Annotated in this window: 16 protein-coding genes; 12 read left to right on the top strand and 4 right to left on the bottom strand. The window is 65.9% G+C overall.

The features are described 5' to 3' along the window. The first annotated feature begins 26 nt into the window (after positions 1 to 26). The 9 genes from folP to phoR all read left to right on the top strand — a co-directional run bounded on the left by folP (position 27) and on the right by phoR (position 9709). Positions 27 to 917, top strand: a complete 891-nt coding sequence (gene folP / locus WT60_RS13090) for a dihydropteroate synthase (protein ID WP_059670147.1) — start codon at positions 27 to 29, stop codon at positions 915 to 917. Between the two features lie 25 nt (positions 918 to 942). Beyond that, positions 943 to 2301: a phosphoglucosamine mutase gene (gene glmM, locus WT60_RS13085; protein ID WP_038749784.1), complete on the top strand. Its 1359-nt coding sequence runs from the start codon at positions 943 to 945 to the stop codon at positions 2299 to 2301. A gap of 695 nt (positions 2302 to 2996) precedes the next feature. Beyond that, complete coding sequence (gene pstS, locus WT60_RS13065; RefSeq protein WP_038749786.1) at positions 2997 to 4025, top strand: phosphate ABC transporter substrate-binding protein PstS; 1029 nt, start codon at positions 2997 to 2999, stop codon at positions 4023 to 4025. Between the two features lie 106 nt (positions 4026 to 4131). Continuing rightward, a complete protein-coding gene (gene pstC, locus WT60_RS13060) occupies positions 4132 to 5118 on the top strand; it encodes a phosphate ABC transporter permease PstC (protein WP_060355310.1) in 987 nt (328 codons plus the stop codon). Then, positions 5115 to 6008: a phosphate ABC transporter permease PstA gene (gene pstA / locus WT60_RS13055; protein ID WP_038749792.1), complete on the top strand. Its 894-nt coding sequence runs from the start codon at positions 5115 to 5117 to the stop codon at positions 6006 to 6008. Before pstC ends, pstA begins: the two co-directional genes overlap by 4 nt. Positions 6009 to 6023: 15 nt before the next feature. Beyond that, on the top strand, positions 6024 to 6872 hold the full coding sequence (gene pstB / locus WT60_RS13050) for a phosphate ABC transporter ATP-binding protein PstB (RefSeq protein ID WP_038749794.1): 849 nt from the start codon (positions 6024 to 6026) through the stop codon (positions 6870 to 6872). Positions 6873 to 6892: 20 nt separating this feature from the next. Continuing rightward, complete coding sequence (gene phoU, locus WT60_RS13045; RefSeq protein WP_038749797.1) at positions 6893 to 7597, top strand: phosphate signaling complex protein PhoU; 705 nt, start codon at positions 6893 to 6895, stop codon at positions 7595 to 7597. 30 nt (positions 7598 to 7627) lie between these two features. After that, positions 7628 to 8329, top strand: a complete 702-nt coding sequence (gene phoB, locus WT60_RS13040; RefSeq protein WP_038749800.1) for a phosphate regulon transcriptional regulator PhoB — start codon at positions 7628 to 7630, stop codon at positions 8327 to 8329. 69 nt (positions 8330 to 8398) lie between these two features. Next, positions 8399 to 9709, top strand: coding sequence for a phosphate regulon sensor histidine kinase PhoR (phoR, locus tag WT60_RS13035; protein WP_038749803.1), 1311 nt, complete (start codon positions 8399 to 8401; stop codon positions 9707 to 9709). A 209-nt stretch (positions 9710 to 9918) separates the two neighbouring features. Here the strand turns inward: phoR and ppk1 are convergent, their stop codons facing one another. Continuing rightward, positions 9919 to 11979, bottom strand: coding sequence for a polyphosphate kinase 1 (ppk1, locus tag WT60_RS13030; RefSeq protein WP_059580927.1), 2061 nt, complete (start codon positions 11977 to 11979; stop codon positions 9919 to 9921). Between the two features lie 274 nt (positions 11980 to 12253). Here ppk1 and ppx point away from each other — a divergent pair, with 274 nt between their 5' ends. Then, positions 12254 to 13768: an exopolyphosphatase gene (gene ppx, locus WT60_RS13025; RefSeq protein WP_038749808.1), complete on the top strand. Its 1515-nt coding sequence runs from the start codon at positions 12254 to 12256 to the stop codon at positions 13766 to 13768. A gap of 310 nt (positions 13769 to 14078) precedes the next feature. Here the strand turns inward: ppx and WT60_RS13020 are convergent, their stop codons facing one another. Then, positions 14079 to 14522 carry a hypothetical protein gene (locus tag WT60_RS13020; protein WP_038749846.1) on the bottom strand — a complete coding sequence of 148 codons (444 nt, stop codon included), beginning with the start codon at positions 14520 to 14522 and terminating at the stop codon, positions 14079 to 14081. A 591-nt stretch (positions 14523 to 15113) separates the two neighbouring features. Between WT60_RS13020 and WT60_RS13015 the strand changes: the two genes are divergently transcribed. Beyond that, entirely contained in the window at positions 15114 to 16184 is a 1071-nt protein-coding gene (locus WT60_RS13015) for a phosphatase PAP2 family protein (RefSeq protein ID WP_059580915.1), read from the top strand. 139 nt (positions 16185 to 16323) lie between these two features. Then, positions 16324 to 16893 (top strand): hypothetical protein, encoded by a 570-nt coding sequence (locus tag WT60_RS13010; protein ID WP_059647133.1) that lies wholly within the window; start codon positions 16324 to 16326, stop codon positions 16891 to 16893. Positions 16894 to 17455: 562 nt separating this feature from the next. Here the strand turns inward: WT60_RS13010 and WT60_RS13005 are convergent. Continuing rightward, positions 17456 to 18556, bottom strand: coding sequence for a tyrosine-type recombinase/integrase (locus tag WT60_RS13005; protein ID WP_025992364.1), 1101 nt, complete (start codon positions 18554 to 18556; stop codon positions 17456 to 17458). Next, positions 18556 to 18780, bottom strand: a complete 225-nt coding sequence (locus tag WT60_RS13000; RefSeq protein WP_009910650.1) for a DUF4224 domain-containing protein — start codon at positions 18778 to 18780, stop codon at positions 18556 to 18558. Before WT60_RS13000 ends, WT60_RS13005 begins: the two co-directional genes overlap by 1 nt. Positions 18781 to 18832: the final 52 nt, after the last annotated feature.

The following is an 18832-nucleotide window of genomic DNA, read 5'->3' as shown; positions in this document are numbered from 1 at the left end:
TCGCGTTCGATCCGACGCCCGAGCTCGTGTCCCATCCCGATTCCGCTTTTCCCGTTCCCGAACCGCTTCAATGCGGCCGCTTCACGCTGACCTTCGAGCGCCCCCTCGTGATGGGGATTCTCAACGTCACGCTCGATTCGTTCTCCGACGGCGGCCGCTATGTCGTTCGTGACGCTGCGCTCGCGCAGGCGGAGCGAATGATCGCCGAGGGCGCCGACATCATCGACATCGGCGGCGAGTCGACGCGGCCCGGCGCGCCGCCCGTGCCGCTCGACGAGGAGCTCGAGCGTGTGATTCCGCTCGTCGAAGCGCTGCGCGGCATGAATGTGCCGCTGTCGGTCGACACGTACAAGCCTGCCGTGATGCACGCGTCGCTCGCGGCGGGAGCCGATCTGATCAACGACATCTGGGGCCTGCGCCAGCCGGGCGCGATCGACGCCGTGCGCGACAGCGCGTGCGGCCTTTGCGTGATGCACATGCTCGGCGAGCCGCAGACGATGCAGGTGCACGAGCCCGACTATCGCGACGTCGTCGCCGACGTGCGTGCGTTTCTTGCCGAACGGGCCGACGCGCTGGTGCGGGCGGGCATCGATTTCCGGCGTATCAGCGTCGATCCGGGGTTCGGTTTCGGCAAGTCGGTGATAGAACACAACTACGCGCTGCTCGCGCATTTGCCGTTCACGGCGCCGACGCGGCCCGACGGGCGCGCGTATCCGATTCTCGCGGGCATGTCGCGCAAGTCCATGCTGGGCGCGCTGATCGGCAAGCCGGCGCCCGAGCGCGTCGCGGCGAGCGTCGCCGCGGCGGTTTGCGCGGTCGAGCGGGGAGCGGCGATCGTGCGCGTGCACGATGTCGCGGCGACCGTCGACGCACTGAAAGTATGGAGCGCCGTGCGCGATGCCGCGCGGCTAGCATAAGTCGAAACAAGGAGGAAGGTTCTACATGGGACGTCGTTATTTCGGCACGGACGGCATTCGCGGCAAGGTCGGCGAGGCGCCGATCACGCCCGATTTCGTGTTGCGGCTCGGCTATGCGGCGGGCAAGGTGCTCGCGAGCGCGTCCGGGCGCGCGGCGTCGGGCGCGCGCCCGACGGTGCTGATCGGCAAGGACACGCGCGTGTCGGGCTACATGCTCGAAGCGGCGCTCGAGGCCGGCTTCTCGGCGGCGGGCGTCGACGTGATGCTGGCGGGGCCGATGCCGACGCCGGGCGTCGCGTACCTGACGCGCGCGCTGCGACTGTCGGCGGGCGTCGTGATCAGCGCGTCGCACAATCCGTATCACGACAACGGCATCAAGTTTTTCTCGGCTGACGGCAACAAGCTGCCGGACGAAACCGAGGCCGCGATCGAAGCGTGGCTCGACAAGCCGCTCGAATGCGCGCCGTCGGACGGGCTCGGCAAGGCGCGGCGTCTCGACGACGCGGCCGGCCGCTACATCGAGTTCTGCAAGAGCACGTTCCCGGCGGCGTTCGATCTGCGCGGGATGAAGCTCGTCGTCGACTGCGCGCACGGCGCCGCGTATCAGGTCGCGCCGCACGTGTTTCACGAGCTCGGCGCGGACGTGATCCCGATCGGCGTCGCGCCGAACGGCTTCAACATCAACGACGGCGTCGGCGCAACCGCGCCCGATGCGCTGATGCGCGCGGTGCGTGCGAACCACGCGGATCTCGGCATCGCGCTCGACGGCGACGCGGACCGGCTGCTGGTCGTCGATCACACCGGCCGGCTGTATAACGGCGACGAGCTGCTTTATGTGTTGGTCAAGGATCGCATCGCAACTAACGGCCAAGTCGAGGGGGCGGTGGGAACGTTGATGACGAATCTCGCCGTCGAAGTCGCACTGAAAGACGTGGGCGTGCAGTTCGTGCGGGCGGCGGTTGGCGATCGCTATGTGCTCGAGCAGCTTCGCGAGCGCGGCTGGCAGCTCGGTGCCGAAGGTTCGGGCCACATTCTGTCGCTCGATCGGCATTCGACGGGCGACGGGATCGTGTCGGCGCTTCTCGTGCTCGCGGCGCTCAAGCGCAGCGGCACGACGCTCGCGCAGATGCTAGACGGCGTGACGCTGTTCCCGCAGAAGCTGATCAACGTGCGGATGAAGCCGGGCGCCGACTGGAAGGGCAGCGACGCGATCCGGCGCGCGATCGATTCCGCCGAAGGGGCGCTCGCGGGCAGCGGACGGGTGCTGATTCGTGCGTCCGGCACGGAGCCCGTGCTGCGCGTGATGGTCGAGGCTCGACACGCGGCGGACGCGAACCGCCACGCGGAGGCGATCGCCGACGCGGTCAGGCAGGCGACGGCGTAAGCGCGGAGCGCTTACGCCGGGACCGAGCCGACCGAGCCGACCGAGCCGACCGAGCCGACCGAGCCGACCGAGCCGACCGAGCCGACCGAGCCGACCGAGCCGACCGAGCCGACCGAGCCGACCGAGCCGACCGAGCCGACCGAGTCAGCCGAGTCAGCCGAGTCAGCCGAGTCAGCCGAGTCAGCCGAGTCAGCCGAGTCAGCCGAGTCAGCCGAGTCAGCCGAGTCAGCCGAGTCAGCCGAGTCAGCCGAGTCAGCCGAGTCAGCCGAGTCAGCCGAGTCAGCCGAGTCAGCCGAGTCAGCCGAGTCAGCCGAGTCAGGGTCGCAACACTACTCGGCGAGCTTCCATATCAGCGGGGCCGCCGATCCCCCCGGATCGGCGGCCCCGCGGCGTTTTCACGCCTTGCTCGAGGTCGTCCAATCAAATAGACCGTAGCCCGCGCGCCAGTCATCTTCTCCACGATCCGACCCCGTTACTCCCCCTCGCCAACATCGGCCTTTTCCTTCGCGTGAATTTTTTCCTACGCTCTACAGGCGGCGTGCTCGCATTGGCCGGCGGCCCCGACAGAGGCCGTTGTCGCCTTTCAATCGAGTCATGTTACTGTCACAGCAGGTTCATCGAATGTCACATTACTGTCATGAGGAGCCCCTAATCTTCGCGGTGCCGTAGTCATCCGCTCACACACTGGAGGTCTCATGAAATTGATGCAAACCGCGTTCGCCGGTCTCGCCGGCGCGCTTTTCGCGGTCGCCGCACACGCCGACATCACCGGCGCGGGCAGCACCTTCGCCATGCCGATTTACACGAAATGGGCAGCCGACTATCAGCAGTCGGGCGGCGCGAAGGTCAACTACCAAGGCATCGGCTCGTCGGGCGGCCTGAAGCAGATCGTTGCGAAGACGGTCGATTTCGCCGGCTCGGATGCGCCTCTGAAGGATGACGAACTCGCGAAGGAAGGCCTCTTCCAGTTCCCGACGGTGGTGGGCGGCGTCGTGCCCGTCATCAACGTGCCGGGCGTGAAGGCGGGCGAGCTGACGCTGTCGGGCGCCGTCCTCGGCGACATCTATCTCGGCAAGATCAAGAAGTGGAACGATCCGGCGATCGCGGCGCTGAACCCGAAGGTCAAGCTGCCGGACACGGACATCGCAGTGGTTCGCCGCGCGGACGGCTCGGGCACGAGCTTCATCTGGACGAACTACCTGTCGAAGGTCAACGAGGAGTGGAAGTCGAAGGTCGGCGAAGGCACGACCGTCAACTGGCCGACGGGCACGGGCGGCAAGGGCAACGACGGCGTCGCGGCATTCGTGCAGCGCCTGCCGGGCGCGATCGGCTATGTCGAGTGGGCGTACGCGAAGAAGAACAACATGGCCTACACCGCGCTGAAGAACTCGACGGGCACGGTGGTCGAGCCGAAGACCGAAACGTTCAAGGCGGCTGCCGCCGGCGCGAACTGGTCGAAGTCGTTCTACCAGATCCTCACGAACCAGCCGGGCAAGGACGCGTGGCCGGTCGTCGGCGCGACGTTCGTGCTGCTGCACGCGAAGCAGGACAAGCCGGCGCAAGGCGCGGAAACGCTGAAGTTCTTCGACTGGGCGTTCAAGAACGGCGCGAAGGCGGCGGACGATCTGGATTACATCTCGCTGCCGGCGTCGGTCGAGACGGAAATCCGCAAGCAGTGGAAGGTGAAGGTGACGGACGCGGCGGGCAAGACGGTCGCCGAGTAAGCTCGACGGCAACGTCGCAGCGGTTCGCCGCCCGGCTGCACGGCCGGGCGGCGTTTGCGGTACAGGCGGGCGGCGCAAGCCGTTCGTCATTGAAAAACAGGCTCCCATGTCTGACATTCCTTTCGCGTCGACACGATCCGGCGGCCAGGCGCCCATGCGCGCGCCGAGCCGGTACGGCGACATCGTGTTCGGCGGCCTCACGCGCGTCGCCGCCATCGTGACGCTACTCCTTCTCGGTGGCATCATCGTGTCGCTCGTCGTCGCGTCGATGCCGACCATCGAAAAATTCGGCCTCTCGTTCCTTTGGCACACGGAATGGGACCCCAACTCCGATTTGTACGGCGCGCTCGTGCCGATCTACGGCACCATCGTCACGTCGCTCGTCGCGCTCATCATCGCGGTGCCCGTGAGCTTCGGCATCGCGCTCTTTCTCACCGAGCTGTCGCCTGTCTGGCTGCGCCGGCCGCTCGGCGTCGCGATCGAGCTGCTCGCCGCGATCCCGTCGATCGTCTACGGGATGTGGGGCCTCCTCGTGTTCGCGCCCATCTTCGCGACGTATTTCCAGAAGCCCGTCGGCGCGCTGCTGGGGCCGATTCCGATCATCGGCGCGCTGTTCCAGGGGCCGCCGATCGGCATCGGCATCCTGGCCGCCGGCGTGATTCTCGCGATCATGATCATTCCGTACATCGCGTCGGTGATGCGCGACGTGTTCGAAGTAACGCCCGTGCTGCTGAAGGAATCCGCTTACGGAATCGGCTGCACGACGTGGGAAGTGATGTGGAAGATCGTGCTGCCCTATACGAAGACCGGCGTGATCGGCGGCGTGATGCTCGGCCTCGGCCGCGCGCTCGGCGAGACGATGGCCGTCACGTTCGTGATCGGCAACACGAACCTGCTCGACAACGTATCGCTGTATTCGCCCGGCAACAGCATCACGTCGGCGCTCGCGAACGAGTTCGCGGAGGCGGCGCCCGGCCTGCACACGTCCGCGCTGATGGAGCTCGGCCTCATCCTGTTCGTGATCACGTTCATCGTGCTCGCGATCTCGAAGCTGATGCTGCTGCGCCTCGAACGCGGGGAGGGCCGCAAATGAGCTCGCCGATTCTCAACATGCCGGGCCCGGACGGCGCCGCGCTCGACGCGATGCGCGCGCGCTTGCAGCGCCGCCGCAAGGCGACCAACGTGATCGCGCTGACGGCGTCGCTCGCCGCGATGGCGTTCGGCCTGCTCTGGCTCGTCTGGATTCTCTACACGACGCTGCATCTCGGGATCGGCGGCTTGTCGCTCACGCTCTTCACCGAATCGACGCCGCCGCCGAACACGGCGGGCGGCGGCCTCGCGAACGCGATCGTCGGCAGCCTGATGCTCGTCGCGCTCGCGACGTTCGTCGGCACGCCGATCGGCATCCTCGCGGGCGTCTATCTCGCCGAATACGGCCAGAAGAGCTGGCTTGCGAGCGTGATGCGCTTCATCAACGACATCCTGCTGTCGGCGCCGTCGATCGTCGTCGGCCTGTTCGTGTATGCGCTCGTCGTCGCGAAGGCCGGCCACTTCAGCGGCTGGGCGGGCGTCGTCGCGCTCGCGCTGCTGCAGATTCCGATCGTGATCCGCACGACCGAGAACATGCTGAAGCTCGTGCCGAACGCGCTGCGCGAGGCCGCGTTCGCGCTCGGCACGCCGAAGTGGCGGATGATCCTGAGGATCACGCTGCGCGCGTCGGTGGGCGGGATCATCACGGGCGTGCTGCTCGCCGTCGCGCGGATCGCCGGCGAAACGGCGCCGCTTCTCTTCACCGCGCTGTCGAACCAGTTCTTCTCGGTCGACATGAATCAGCCGATTGCGAACCTGCCGGTCACGATCTTCAAGTTCGCGATGAGCCCGTTCGCGGAATGGCAGTCGCTCGCGTGGGCGGGCGTGTTCCTGATCACGCTCGGGGTGCTGGGACTCAACATCCTCGCGCGCTCGGTCTTCTCGAAAAAGTAACGGCGGAGCAATCCGATGAACATGGCAGAAAGCCACCTCGATCCTTCCCAACGCGCGACGGCGCCGGCCGGCTTCGGCGCGGCGGCGGGGCAGCGTCCGCTCGCGCCGCTGAACGCGAAGATCGAAGTCAAGAACCTGAATTTCTTCTACAACCAGTTCCACGCGCTGAAGAACATCAACCTGAGCATTCCCGAGGGGAAGGTGACGGCGTTCATCGGCCCGTCGGGCTGCGGCAAGTCGACGCTCCTGCGCACGTTCAACAAGATGTACGCGCTCTATCCGGAGCAGCGCGCGGAAGGCGAGATCCTGATGGACGGCGAGAACCTGCTTCAGACGAAGCTCGACATCTCGCTGTTGCGCGCGCGCGTCGGCATGGTGTTCCAGAAGCCGACGCCGTTCCCGATGTCGATCTACGACAACATCGCGTTCGGCGTGAAGATGTTCGAGCGGCTCACGCGCTCGGAGATGGACGATCGCGTCGAATGGGCGCTCACGAAGGCGGCGCTCTGGAACGAAGTGAAGGACAAGCTGAGCCAGAGCGGCTACGGGCTGTCGGGCGGCCAGCAGCAGCGTCTTTGCATCGCGCGCGGAATCGCGATCCGGCCCGAGGTGCTGCTCCTCGACGAGCCGTGCTCGGCGCTCGATCCGATCTCGACGGGCCGCATCGAGGAGCTGATCGCGGAGCTGAAGAGCGACTACACGGTCGTGATCGTCACGCACAACATGCAGCAGGCGGCGCGCTGCTCGGACTACACCGCGTACATGTATCTCGGTGAGCTGATCGAGTTCGGCGAAACGGAGAAGATCTTCATCAAGCCCGCGCGCAAGGAAACGGAAGACTACATCACGGGCCGCTTCGGCTGACCGAATGACGGAGAGCAACAATGTCGGATAAACATCTGTCGAGCCAGTTCGACGCCGATCTCAATGCGGTGTCGTCGAAGGTGCTCGAAATGGGCGGCCTCGTCGAAGCGCAGATCACCGAAGCGATGCGCGCGCTGAACGAGTTCGACCGCAACGCGGCCGAGCGCGTGATCGAAGCGGAAGACCGCCTCAATCACATGGAAGTCGAGATCGACGAGGAGTGCGGCAACATCATCGCGCGCCGGCAGCCGGCCGCGCGCGACCTGCGCCTGTTGATGTCGATCTCGAAGACGATCACGAACCTCGAGCGCGCGGGCGACGAGGCGGAGAAGATCGCCAAGCGCGTGCGCCGCCTCGTCGACGAGCCCGCCGCGCGCGGCGTGAACATCGCCGAGATCAAGGTGTCGGGCGACATGGCGGTCACGATCCTGCGCCGCGCGCTCGACGCGTTCGCGCGCCTCGACACGGTCGCGGCCGCGCAGATCGTCAAGGACGACAAGGAGATCGACCAGGAATTCCGCGCGTTCGTGCGCAAGCTCGTGTCGTACATGCAGGAAGATCCGCGGACGATCTCGGTCGGCCTCGACTATCTGTTCATCGCGAAGGCGATCGAGCGGATCGGCGATCACGCGAAGAACATCGCCGAATTCATCATCTACATCGTGAAGGGCACCGACGTGCGGCACCAGCCGCGCGACATGCTCGATCGCGAAGCCAATAGCTAACCCTGTCGACAAGGACGGACCGAGGTGCCGATGCCCAGCAACATTCTCGTCATCGAAGATGAGCCCGCGATTTCCGAATTGATTTCGGTGAACCTGCAGCACGCGGGACATTGCCCGATTCGCGCTTACAACGCGGAGCAGGCGCAGAGCCTGATCAGCGACGTGCTGCCCGACCTCGTCCTGCTCGACTGGATGCTGCCGGGCAAGTCCGGCATCGCGTTCGCGCGCGACCTGCGCAACAACGAGCGGACGAAGCATATTCCGATCATCATGCTCACCGCGCGCGGCGACGAGCAGGACAAGGTGCTCGGCCTCGAGATCGGCGCGGACGACTACGTGACGAAGCCGTTCTCGCCGAAGGAGCTGATGGCGCGGATCAAGGCGGTGCTGCGCCGCCGCGCGCCGCAGCTCACCGAGGACGTGGTGTCGATCAACGGGCTGCGGCTCGATCCGGCGACGCATCGCGTCGCGGCGCATGCGCAAGGCAGCGAGATCAAGCTCGATCTCGGCCCGACGGAGTTCCGTCTGCTGCATTTCTTCATGACGCATCCGGAGCGCGTCCACAGCCGCACGCAACTGCTCGATCAGGTCTGGGGCGACCACGTATTCGTCGAGGAGCGCACGGTCGACGTGCACATCAAGCGGCTGCGCGCCGCGCTCAAGCCCGCCGGCTGCGATGCTATGATCGAAACCGTGCGCGGCAGCGGCTACCGCCTCGCGAAACACGCGTAACGGCCGCGCGGCGCGAGGGGTGCGCGCCGTGGCGAGCCATCGTCTTCATCTTTCGTCGGGCGCCGAATCATGAACATCATCTGGGCGCGCTTTCTGGTGTCGCTCGTCTTGCTCGCGCTCGTCAGCGTGATCATCGGCGTCATTGCAGGCCCCGTGCCGGCGCTCGTCTTCGCGCTCGCGATGCTTGTCGCGCAGGGCTTCTTCAGCACGTTTCACACGCAGCGCCTCTGGCGCCTGCTCGATGCGCCCGTCTACGGCGAGGTGCCGAGCGCGCCCGGCATCTGGGGCGAGATCTACTACCGGCTGCACAAGCTCGCGAAGCAGTGGCACGGGCAGGTGCGCCAGGTCGAGCAGCAGCATTCGCGCTTCATCCAGGCCATTCAGGCGTCGCCGAACGGCGTCGCGATGCTCGACGACCGCGATCAGATCGAGTGGTGCAACGCGATCGCCGAAGTGCATTTCGGGCTCGACGCGAAGCGCGACCTGCGCCAGCACATCGCGCATCTCGTTCGCCATCCCGACTTCGTCCGCTACCTGAACGGTCAGCACTACGACGAGACGCTCGTGATGCGCGGAATGGGCGGCAACCGGCAGAACGTGCTCGCCGTGCAAGTGTTCCCGTACGGCGAGAATCGCAAGCTGCTGCTCACGCAGGACATCACCGAGCTCGAGCGCACCGACGCGATGCGGCGCGACTTCGTCGCGAACGTGTCGCACGAGCTGAAGACGCCGCTCACGGTGCTGTCGGGCTTTCTCGAGACGATGCGGGAGCTGCCGCTGTCCGACGACGAGCGCGCGCGCTATCTCGAGCTGATGGAGCAGCAGGCGTCGCGGATGCGGCACATCGTCACCGATCTGCTCGTGCTCGCGAAGCTCGAAGGCGAGAGCAAGCCGCCCGCCGATCGCGCGGTCGACATGCGCACGGTGCTCGAACACCTGAAGGACGACGCGCAGACGCTGTCGAACGGACATCACGAAATCACGTTCAAGGTGGACGAGACGCTCGCGGTGACGGGCGCGCAGACCGAGATCTTCAGCGCGCTCGGCAATCTCGTGACGAACGCGATCCGTTATACGCCGGAGGGCGGGAAGATCCGCGTCGAATGGCGGCGCGACGGCGCGCAGGCGGTGTTTTCGGTCACGGACAGCGGGCTCGGCATCCCGGCCGTCGATCTGCCTCGGCTCACCGAGCGCTTCTACCGCGTCGATCGCAGCCGCTCGCGCGACACGGGCGGCACGGGGCTCGGGCTCGCGATCGTCAAGCACGTGCTGCAACGGCACGATGCGCAACTGGCGATCCAGAGCGAGGAGGGGCGCGGCAGCACGTTCACCGCGCGCTTTCCCGCGCATCGAACGATCAGCCGGCGGCACGCCGCGTGACGCGAGGCGGCGCGCGCCGCCGCGCGTTCGAAGCGTGCGCGGCGCGTGGGCCGTCGCTGCTTCCTGTTTGAGGTTTTCCGATTCGGCGCGAAACGTAGCGCATCGTCGCAGCGCATCGTCACGGCGAGACGGCGCAGCCGAGCGGCGGCGGTCGCGGCCGCCGCTTATGCGTCGCCCGCACAAGGCGCGGCGCGCCCGGCGCCGCCCGTTCAGCAGAATTTCGCGAGAAGCCCGAGCTGCGCGTTGCGCGGCGCCTTGCCGGCGCGGCGGCGGCGATAGTGGCCGTCGCTTTGCATGAGCCACGCGGACTGATTGTCGACGAGGAACACCGACAGCCCCTCGGCGATCACGCGGCGCTTGAGCTTGCGCTCGCGCACCGGGAACGCGACTTCGACGCGGCGGAACAGATTGCGATCCATCCAGTCGGCGCTCGACAGATAGACGAGCTCCTCGCCGTCCGCGTGGAAGTAGTAGATCCGATGATGCTCGAGAAAGCGCCCGACGATCGAGCGCACCGTGATGTTGTCGGACAGCCCCGGCACGCCGGGCTGCAGCGCGCACACGCCGCGCACGATCAAGTCGATCTTCACGCCCGCCTGCGACGCTTCGTATAGCTCGGCGATCACGGTCGGCTCGAGGAGCGCGTTCATCTTCGCGACGATCCGCGCCCGCTTGCCGGCGCGCGCGTGCTCGGTTTCCGCGCGGATGTGCTCGATGAGCTGCGGGTGCAGCGTGAACGGCGACTGCCACATCTCGTGCAGCTTCAGTTCGCCGCCGATGCCCGTCAACTGCTGGAACACGTGGTGGACGTCCTCGCACAGCGACGGTTCGGCCGTCATCAGCCCGAAGTCGGTGTAGAGGCGCGCGGTGCGCGGATGATAGTTGCCGGTGCCGAGGTGCACGTAACGGCGCAGCGCCGACTTGTCGTTGTGCGTCACGCGGCGCACGATCAGCATCATCTTCGCGTGGCACTTGTGGCCGACCACGCCGTACACGACGTGCGCGCCGACCGCCTCGAGCTGCGACGCCCAGTTGATGTTCGTCTCCTCGTCGAAGCGCGCAAGCAGCTCGACGACGACCGTGACTTCCTTGCCGTTGCGCGCGGCTTCCATCAGCGCGTCCATCAGCGGTGAATCGGTGCCCGTGCGGTAGATCGTCTGCTTGATCGCGACGACGCTCGGGTCCTGCGCCGCCTGCTGAAGCAGCTCGAGCACCGGCTGGAAGCTTTCGTACGGATGGTGCAGCAGGATGTCGCCGCGATCGATCGCATCGAACATCGACGGCGCGCTCGCGACCGCGTGCGGGATCGACGGCAGGAACGGCGTGAACTTGAGCTCGGGCAGATCGACGAGATCGGGCAACTGCATCAGCCGCACGAGATTGACGGGGCCGTCGACGCGATAGCAATCCTTCTCGGAGAGGCCGCTTTCGTCGAGCAGGCGCCGCACGAGGTGCGGCGGCGTGTCGGCCGACACCTCGAGGCGCACCGCGTTGCCGAGGTGGCGCGCGGGCAGCTCGCCCTGCAGCGCGACGCGCAGGTTCGTGATTTCGTCTTCGTCGACGAAAAGCTCACTGTTGCGCGTGATCCGAAACTGATTGCAGTTCTTGACGACGAGCTTCGGGAACAGCTCGCCGACGAAGCGCTGCATCAGCGAGCTGAGCAGCACGAAGCCGTGCTGGAAGCCCGACAGCTCCTGCGGCATCCGCACGAGGCGAGGCAGCGCGCGCGGCGCCTGCACGATGCCCATCACCGCCTGGCGGCCGAACGCGTCGCGGCCTTCGAGCTCGATCACGAAGTTCAGGCTCTTGTTCAGCACGCGCGGGAACGGATGCGCGGGATCGAGGCCGATCGGCGTGAGGACGGGCAGCAGCTCGTCGAGGAAGTAGCGGCGCGCCCATTCGATCTGCGCGTCGCTCCAGGTCTCGGTGCCGTGGAAATAGATGCCTTCCTGCTCGAGCGCGGGCAGGATCGTTTCGTGCAGCATCGCGTATTGCCGGTGCACGAGACGCTGCGCGCGCTCGACGACGAGGTCGTACACGTGCTGCAACGACATGCCGTCGGGCGCGAGCGCGCCCGGATTGTCGCGCATCTGCTCCTGGAGCCCGGCCATCCGGACTTCGAAGAATTCGTCGAGGTTGCTGCTCGTGATGCAGATGAAGCGCAGGCGTTCGAGAAGGGGGACGTGAGGATCGGTGGCTTGGGCAAGCACGCGCTCGTTGAAGCCCAGGATGCCGAGTTCACGATTCAAAAGCGGATAGCGAAGAGGCATCGGCAGAGAATACGAAAGGTCAGACGCAGACTCGAAAGGTCGCTCGGAAATTCTCACGGTGCGATGACGTGCTGATGACAGTTTGATGTTTGTCGGCAAATCATACGCCGGAAACCCGGGGATTTCATAAAAGCGTCCTCTGGATACAATGAAAGCCGGTGTCCTCCGGCTCGCGGCCGACACCGGAAGCCGCGCAACGCTTAAAATGGCGCCTTTGATCCTTTCGGTACGCGCAGCATCGCCTGCGCGGCCAGGCGAGTACGGAGCCCTCTCGATGGTTACATCCCCGCATCTACTGGCTGCCGTCGATCTCGGTTCGAACAGCTTCCGGCTCATCGTCGGGCGCGTCGAGGAGACGCCCGCCGGCAGCCAGATCTATCCCGTCGACGCGCTGCGCGAGCCCGTGCGGCTCGCGGCGGGCCTGTCGCGCGACAAGATGCTCGACCGCGCGTCGCAGGAGCGCGGCTGGGAGGCGCTCAAACGCTTCGGCGAACGGCTGCGCGACTTTCACCCGGACCACGTGCGCGCGGTCGCGACCAACACGCTGCGCGTCGCGAAGAACGCCGGCGAGTTCCTCGCCGAGGCCGAGGCGGCGCTCGGTTTCCCGATCGAGGTGATCGCGGGCCGCGAGGAGGCGCGCCTCATTTACGCGGGCGCCGCGCACTCGGTGCCGGCGAGCGCCGGCAAGCGGCTCGTCGTCGACATCGGCGGCGGTTCGACCGAGTTCATCATCGGCCAGCATTACACGCCGCTCGTGATGGAGAGCCTCTACATCGGCTGCGTGAGCCACAGCCGCGCGTTTTTCCCGGCCGGCAACGTCGACGAATACACGATGCGCCAGGCCGAGCTCGCCGCGAAGCGCGAGATCCAGATCATCTCCGGCGAATACAAGAAGGCGGGGTGGGATCAGGCGATCGGCTCGTCCGGCACCGCGCGCGCGCTCGCGGAGCTCGTCGAGGCGAACGGCTTCAACGACGCGGGCGTGCCGCACGGCATCTCGCGCGGCGGCCTCGAGCGCCTGAAGCGCGCGCTCATCAAGGCCGAGAACGTGAACCGCCTGAAGCTCGTCGCGCTCAAGCCCGATCGCGTGCCGGTGCTCGCGGGCGGGCTGTCGATCATGCTCGCCGCGTTCGAGGAGCTCGGCATCGACTATGTCGACACGACGGACGGCGCGCTGCGCCTCGGCGTGCTGTACGACCTGCTCGGCCGCACGCAGCACGAGGACATGCGCGCGGTGACGGTCGACGGCTTCATGCGCCGCTACGGCGTCGATCGCGCGCAGGCGGCGCGCATCGGCGCGCTCGCCGCGCGCTTCTACGATCAGCTCGACGAGCCCGAAGGCGAGGCAAGCGACGAAAGCCGCACGTTTCTCGGCTGGGCGGCCGCGCTGCACGAGATCGGGCTGTCGATTTCGCACAGCGCGTATCACAAGCATTCGGCGTACATCGCGAGCAACGCCGACATGCCGGGCTTCTCGCGCACCGATCAGGCGCGGCTCGCCGCGCTCGTGCTGGGCCACGCGGGCAAGCTCGGCAAGCTGTCGCAGGCGCGCGACGTCGAGTGGCCGCTGCTGTTCTGCCTGCGTCTCGCCGCGCTGCTGTGCCGACGCCGGAACGACGCCGGGCTGCCCGACATCAACATCGCGCAGATGAAAAAGGGCGGCTACGAAGTGCACTTGCCGAGCGCGTGGGTCCAGCAGAATCCGCTCACCGACTACAGCCTCAGCCAAGAGGCGGCCGAGTGGGAGAAAGTCGGGATTCCGTATCGCGTCGTCTATACGGGCGCGTGATTCGCGTTGCGGCGGCGCGGCGCGCGTGTCGTCGCGCGTGTCGTCGGTAGGTCGCGGCGGGGCGGGGGGCGCGGGGCGTCGGTTGCCGTCGCGCGACCGGCGTTCACTTCACTCATGTCGCCGCGGATGCGCGCGTCGAACCTCGGCGAGCGCATGCCGCCTTGCACGACGCGCAAACTTGACGGGGTGGGGGCGCGGGCGACGCCGCCATGTTTGCGGCGCGGCTTTGATGCTCGGCTTTGCGGCGCGGCTTTGTGGCTCGGCGTCGGGCGCGGGCCGCGCTGCAAGCCGGCCGCGCATTTCGGCATGCTTACGGCGACGTGCAGACGATCGCCGTCAGAAACGGAAACGCATCCTTGACGACCGCCTGGCTGCCCGCCTCGCGCACCTTCGCCTCCACCGCCTGCTTCGAGCCCCGCACGACGACGCCGTACGCCCAGTCGCCGATCGGTGTGCCGTCGCCGTGCGTGAAGATCGGATCGTTCGCCTGATAGCCGAGCACGACGTAGACCGGAAAACCGTAGGCAGTCAGCGAATGGTTCGTGCGGAACGCGTTCATCGAGTTCGCTTCGACGTGCATCGGCTGCGAGCGGATCGCGCCGCTCGCGACGAGCGGCGCGACGAACGCGTGGCCCGTCGACGAGCAGCCGAGCGCGGCGTCGAGCGCCAGTGAATCGGCGGATGCGGGCGATGCGCTCGCGAGCGTTGCGATCGGGATCAGGAGTCGGGCAATCAGGCGGAGTGAATCGTTCATGCGATGGCGCGCGCCGGACGGGCGGCGGGTTGTCGACGGCCCGGGGCGGGCCGCTCGGTCGGAGGCGGGCAAAACGGTGCGCGGCGATGCGGCCGCGGCCTGTTCGCCCGGCTTTTCTTTCGAGCCTGACGGATCGGGCGCGACTTGCCGCTTCGGGCTTGCCGGCGCCATTCGCCCGATGATAGCGAAAACGTCCGGCGCGCGCAGGCGAATCGGCGCGTGACGATTGCGACGGGCGCGTTGGCGAAACGCTTGACTGAGGGCGGGCGGATGCGCGGCGAGGGGACGCGAAGCGCGCGTGGGCGGCGTGAAAGGAGGCGACATGCGTGTTTGCGACACGCGCGTTCGCGACGTGCGCATTCGCGACATGAACGTTCGTGACATGCGCTTGTGGACAGCGCTTGTGGACAGCGCATATGCATATTCACAACAATCGACTCGAGGGCGGCCAGCGATCTATGATGAGCGACGCCCGACGCCCGACGCCCGAGCCATCGGTCTCCGTCGTTTGGGAGGGCCGCGCGCGGCCGCATCCGCCGAACCGCGCCGGGAAGCGCCGCACGCAATCATTCGTAAGACAAGAGCGACCTCATGACGCATCGTGCCGACACCGCCCCATCCGCCGATCCGTGCCGCAGCACGCTCGCGCGGCACCCCTATCGGCTCGGCTGGGCACTGTGCGCCGCGGTGGCGCTCGTCGACGCCGTGTGGCTGCGCGCGGGCGGCTACGTGCTGCAAGGGGCCGGCGCCGTCGCGGCCGTGCGGGCTGTTGCCGTGTGCGCGGTGTTCTCGATCGTGCTGGGCGGCGTCGCGCGCATGCCGCGCTATGCGGACGTCGCGATGCGCTTTCGCTATCGCGAGGCGTCCCGCACGTTCGCGTGGCTGGCGCTGCTGGCCGCGTTCGTCGCGGCGGCGGGCATCCTGTCCTATCTCTGCGTGACGTTGAGGCCGCCGCTCGTCGACGACGCGTTGATTCGTCTCGACGCGCGTCTCGGCTTCGACTGGCTGGCCGCCTACGACCGGGTTCGCGCGCATTCGGCGCTGCAGCGCACGCTCGCGTTCGCGTACGACAGCGCGAAATGGCAGCTGATCGCGATTCCGATCTGGCTGGGCCTGACGGGGCGCGACGACGCCCTGTCGGAGTTCGTCTCGCTCTTCATGCTGACGAGCGTGCTGGTGCTGCTGATTTCGGCGCCGTATCCGGCGGCGAGCGCGTTCCTGCATTTCCGCGTGTCCGATCCGGCCGCGCTGTCGAGCGTGAGCGATTTCGTGCGATTGCGCGACGGGACGCTGCGAGTCTTCGATCCGTCGGCGCTGCAGGGGACGGTATCGCTGCCGTCGTTCCACACGGTGCTCGGCGTGCTGTTCGCCCATGCGCTGCGACACGTGCGCGTCGTCGCGCCGTTCGCGCTTCTGTTCAACGGCTGGATGATCGCGTCGACGCCGACGCAAGGCGGGCATTATCTCGTCGACGTGCTGTCCGGGCTGCTCGTCGCGTTTGTCGCGATCGCTGCGCTCCGTCATGCGAGCAGTGCGCGAGCGGCCGCCGGCGCCGCGTTCGCCGGTCGCGGGCAGCCGGCGACGTCGGGGCCGTTGGCGGGCGGCGACGCGCCTTTCGCAGGCCGCGCGGCGCGAGCATCGCGATCGAACGGCGAAGCGTGAGCCGTCCGTGGGCAGCGCAATTCGATTGCTTTTGCTCGATTCGCTTGCTATCACAGAGGACGGCGGCAGACGACAGCGGACGCACGCGTCGAGCGACGTCTGCCCGCCGTCGACGAAGAACGATAAGGAGGACGCGCAAATGGCCAGCCCGACTGCTCACAAGATCATGATCATCCGGCACGCGGAGAAACCGGACGGAAACGATGCGCCATACGGCGTGAACGCGAAGGGAGAACAGGACGTCGAGGCGCTCACGGTGTTCGGCTGGCAACGCGCGGGCGCGCTCGCGGCGCTGTTCGCGCCGAGCCGCGGCCCGCTGCAGAGCTCGGAACTCGCGACGCCCGATTGCCTGTTCGCGGCGGCGGTCGCGAAGCATGCGAAGAGCGAGCGTCCGATCGACACGGTCACGCCGCTCGCGCACAAGCTCGGATGCGCGATCAGCGACGCGTATACGAAAGGGCAGGAAAAGGAGCTGGCGCAGGCAGCCGCGGCGAGCAAGGGATGCGTGCTGATCGCGTGGCAGCACGAGGACATTCCGACGATCGCCAATGCGCTGCCGCTCGGCAAGGCGACGGTGCCGCCGAAGTGGCCCGACGATCGCTTCGATCTCGTCTGGGTGTTCGATCTCGATGCGGCGAGCGGCGCGTATCGGTTCAGTCAGGTGCCGCAACTGCTGCTGAAGGGCGATCGGAACAGTGTGATCGAGTGACGGAGGGTTCGGTCAGGCGTGTCGATTCGCATCCGACGAGGGATGCGCGTTCGTCGAGCGTGCGCCCGCCGAAGACTTTCGAAGGGCGGAGATTTTTCGAGCGGCGCTGCGCGTCGTTGGAGGAAAGCGGAATGGCCGCCGTCTTTGGCGCGGGCGAATGCCTTTCGTAGCGGAATCGTTGAAAGTGACTTGATGGAGTTTATCGATATTGGAATGGGAGATGGCGTCCGCTAAGGCATCTTCGATTGCGGGGCCGTCAATGGATTCTTGCTTCGCAATTCACGGATTCCAACCAAGTCCGCGCCCGTTGACGGCAATGTCGAGTGCGCGAACCGGAAATGGAAAAAGGGGTGACGGCGATTAACCATCACCCCTTGATGTTGCTGGTCGGAGCGATAGGATTCGAACCTACGACCCTCTGATCCCAAATCAGCAACGAGCACATTTATGTAAGCCTTACCAGAAAAGGCTCTCGGGCCGATTGTGTCTAATGTTCTGCTCAAAAAACATGCACGAAGAGACGGGGCTCTGCGGGCGACGGTAGGGCAATTATTAGACACCCTCAAGCCGATTCTGGCAGTCTCAGGCGCACGTCCGCCACTGGTACATTTCGCTTTTTGATGTACGTCTCCGTCATCTTCTCGTCAGTGTGCGCTGCGGCAATTTGGAGTGCCTTCACGTCATATCCAGCCCGCTCGCCATCTGTTAGGGCCTTGGCTCGTATGTCCTTCACGGTGTATCCAAAATGCAACAGGTTGGCGCGCTTTGCGGCCGCTTTCCATGCCTTCAGGATCGTGTTCGCAGCGTACGTCTTCCCTTTGCGTGTGTGGACAACGGGCATATCGCCGATGGTCGGACGGCCGTCGATCTGCCGAATTCGCAACAACACTTCGCTGATCTCGGGCGTGATCTTGAAATCGACCCGCACACCGCTCGAATCCACCGTTTTGCTCGGGATGAAGTGAATTACGCCGGCCTCGCGATCCACGTCCGACCATTTCAAGTTACGGATCTCGGTCGAGCGTTGTGCCGTCAGATAGCATAGATCGACGATGCACTGCATCATTGGCCCAGTCGGAACGTCTGCTACGACATCTCTTTCCCTGTCTGTCCCCTCGTGGAGCTTGTAGGTAGTCTCAAGCATCGCGCTGCGGATCGCGGCAAAATGCGTGTCCGTGATGTAGGTCTGCCTCGATTTCGGTTTCTTCAGCTTCACTTCCTTGCACGGGTTCGTGTCGCGCTTCCCCTTGTCGACGCACCACTGGAAGAAACCGGATAGGAACGCGCGCATGACGCGTTGCATATGCAGCTTGCCGGCGTATTTCACCTTCAGCCAGTTATTGATGTGCGTCGGCTTCACGTCCGCGACGTTGACCTTGCGGAATCCATTGCCAGCGTAGTCTCCATACTTCGGCCAAGCCTTTTCCTTGTGCAGTTGCCTGTTCTCGCGCACGTACTGGTCGATCAGTGGGCGCATATCCCCTGCGCCGTCCGGACGTTCGCGTTTCTTCCGCTCTTCCGCCAGCCGCTCGACTAGCTTTGTTTCGTCGTCGGTCAATCGGCACAGACGAATCCATCTTCCCGATACTGGCTCGCTCCAATACCAGGCGCCGTGCTTGGCGTAGACGCGCGGATACTTTGCTTTCTTACGATTTGTAGCCATCAGTCAAAGCAGAGTTCAACATTCGATGTTTCGGGATTCCCGACGAGGCCGGCCTTTTTCGCTTGGAGTGACTCGAATGTCGACCAAGTCATGATGACGGCGCCGTTCGCAGCGGTGGCGACGTCGATGCCGAACGTTGCTTTGAACCAGTCGGCTTGTTTGGTGTATCGCTTCTTGCCGGTGACGATCGCGAGGTCGGCCGGCGTCATCAGACGTGCGGTCATACTACAGTTCCTTGCAATTTGATTTCAATAATTGAAGAGGTGGCTGCGGACT

This window comes from Burkholderia sp. MSMB617WGS (genome assembly GCF_001532025.2).
Classification (GTDB): domain Bacteria; phylum Pseudomonadota; class Gammaproteobacteria; order Burkholderiales; family Burkholderiaceae; genus Burkholderia; species Burkholderia savannae.
The sequence above is the reverse complement of the archived record's forward strand: the minus strand, read 5'-3'. Positions and strand labels throughout refer to the sequence as shown.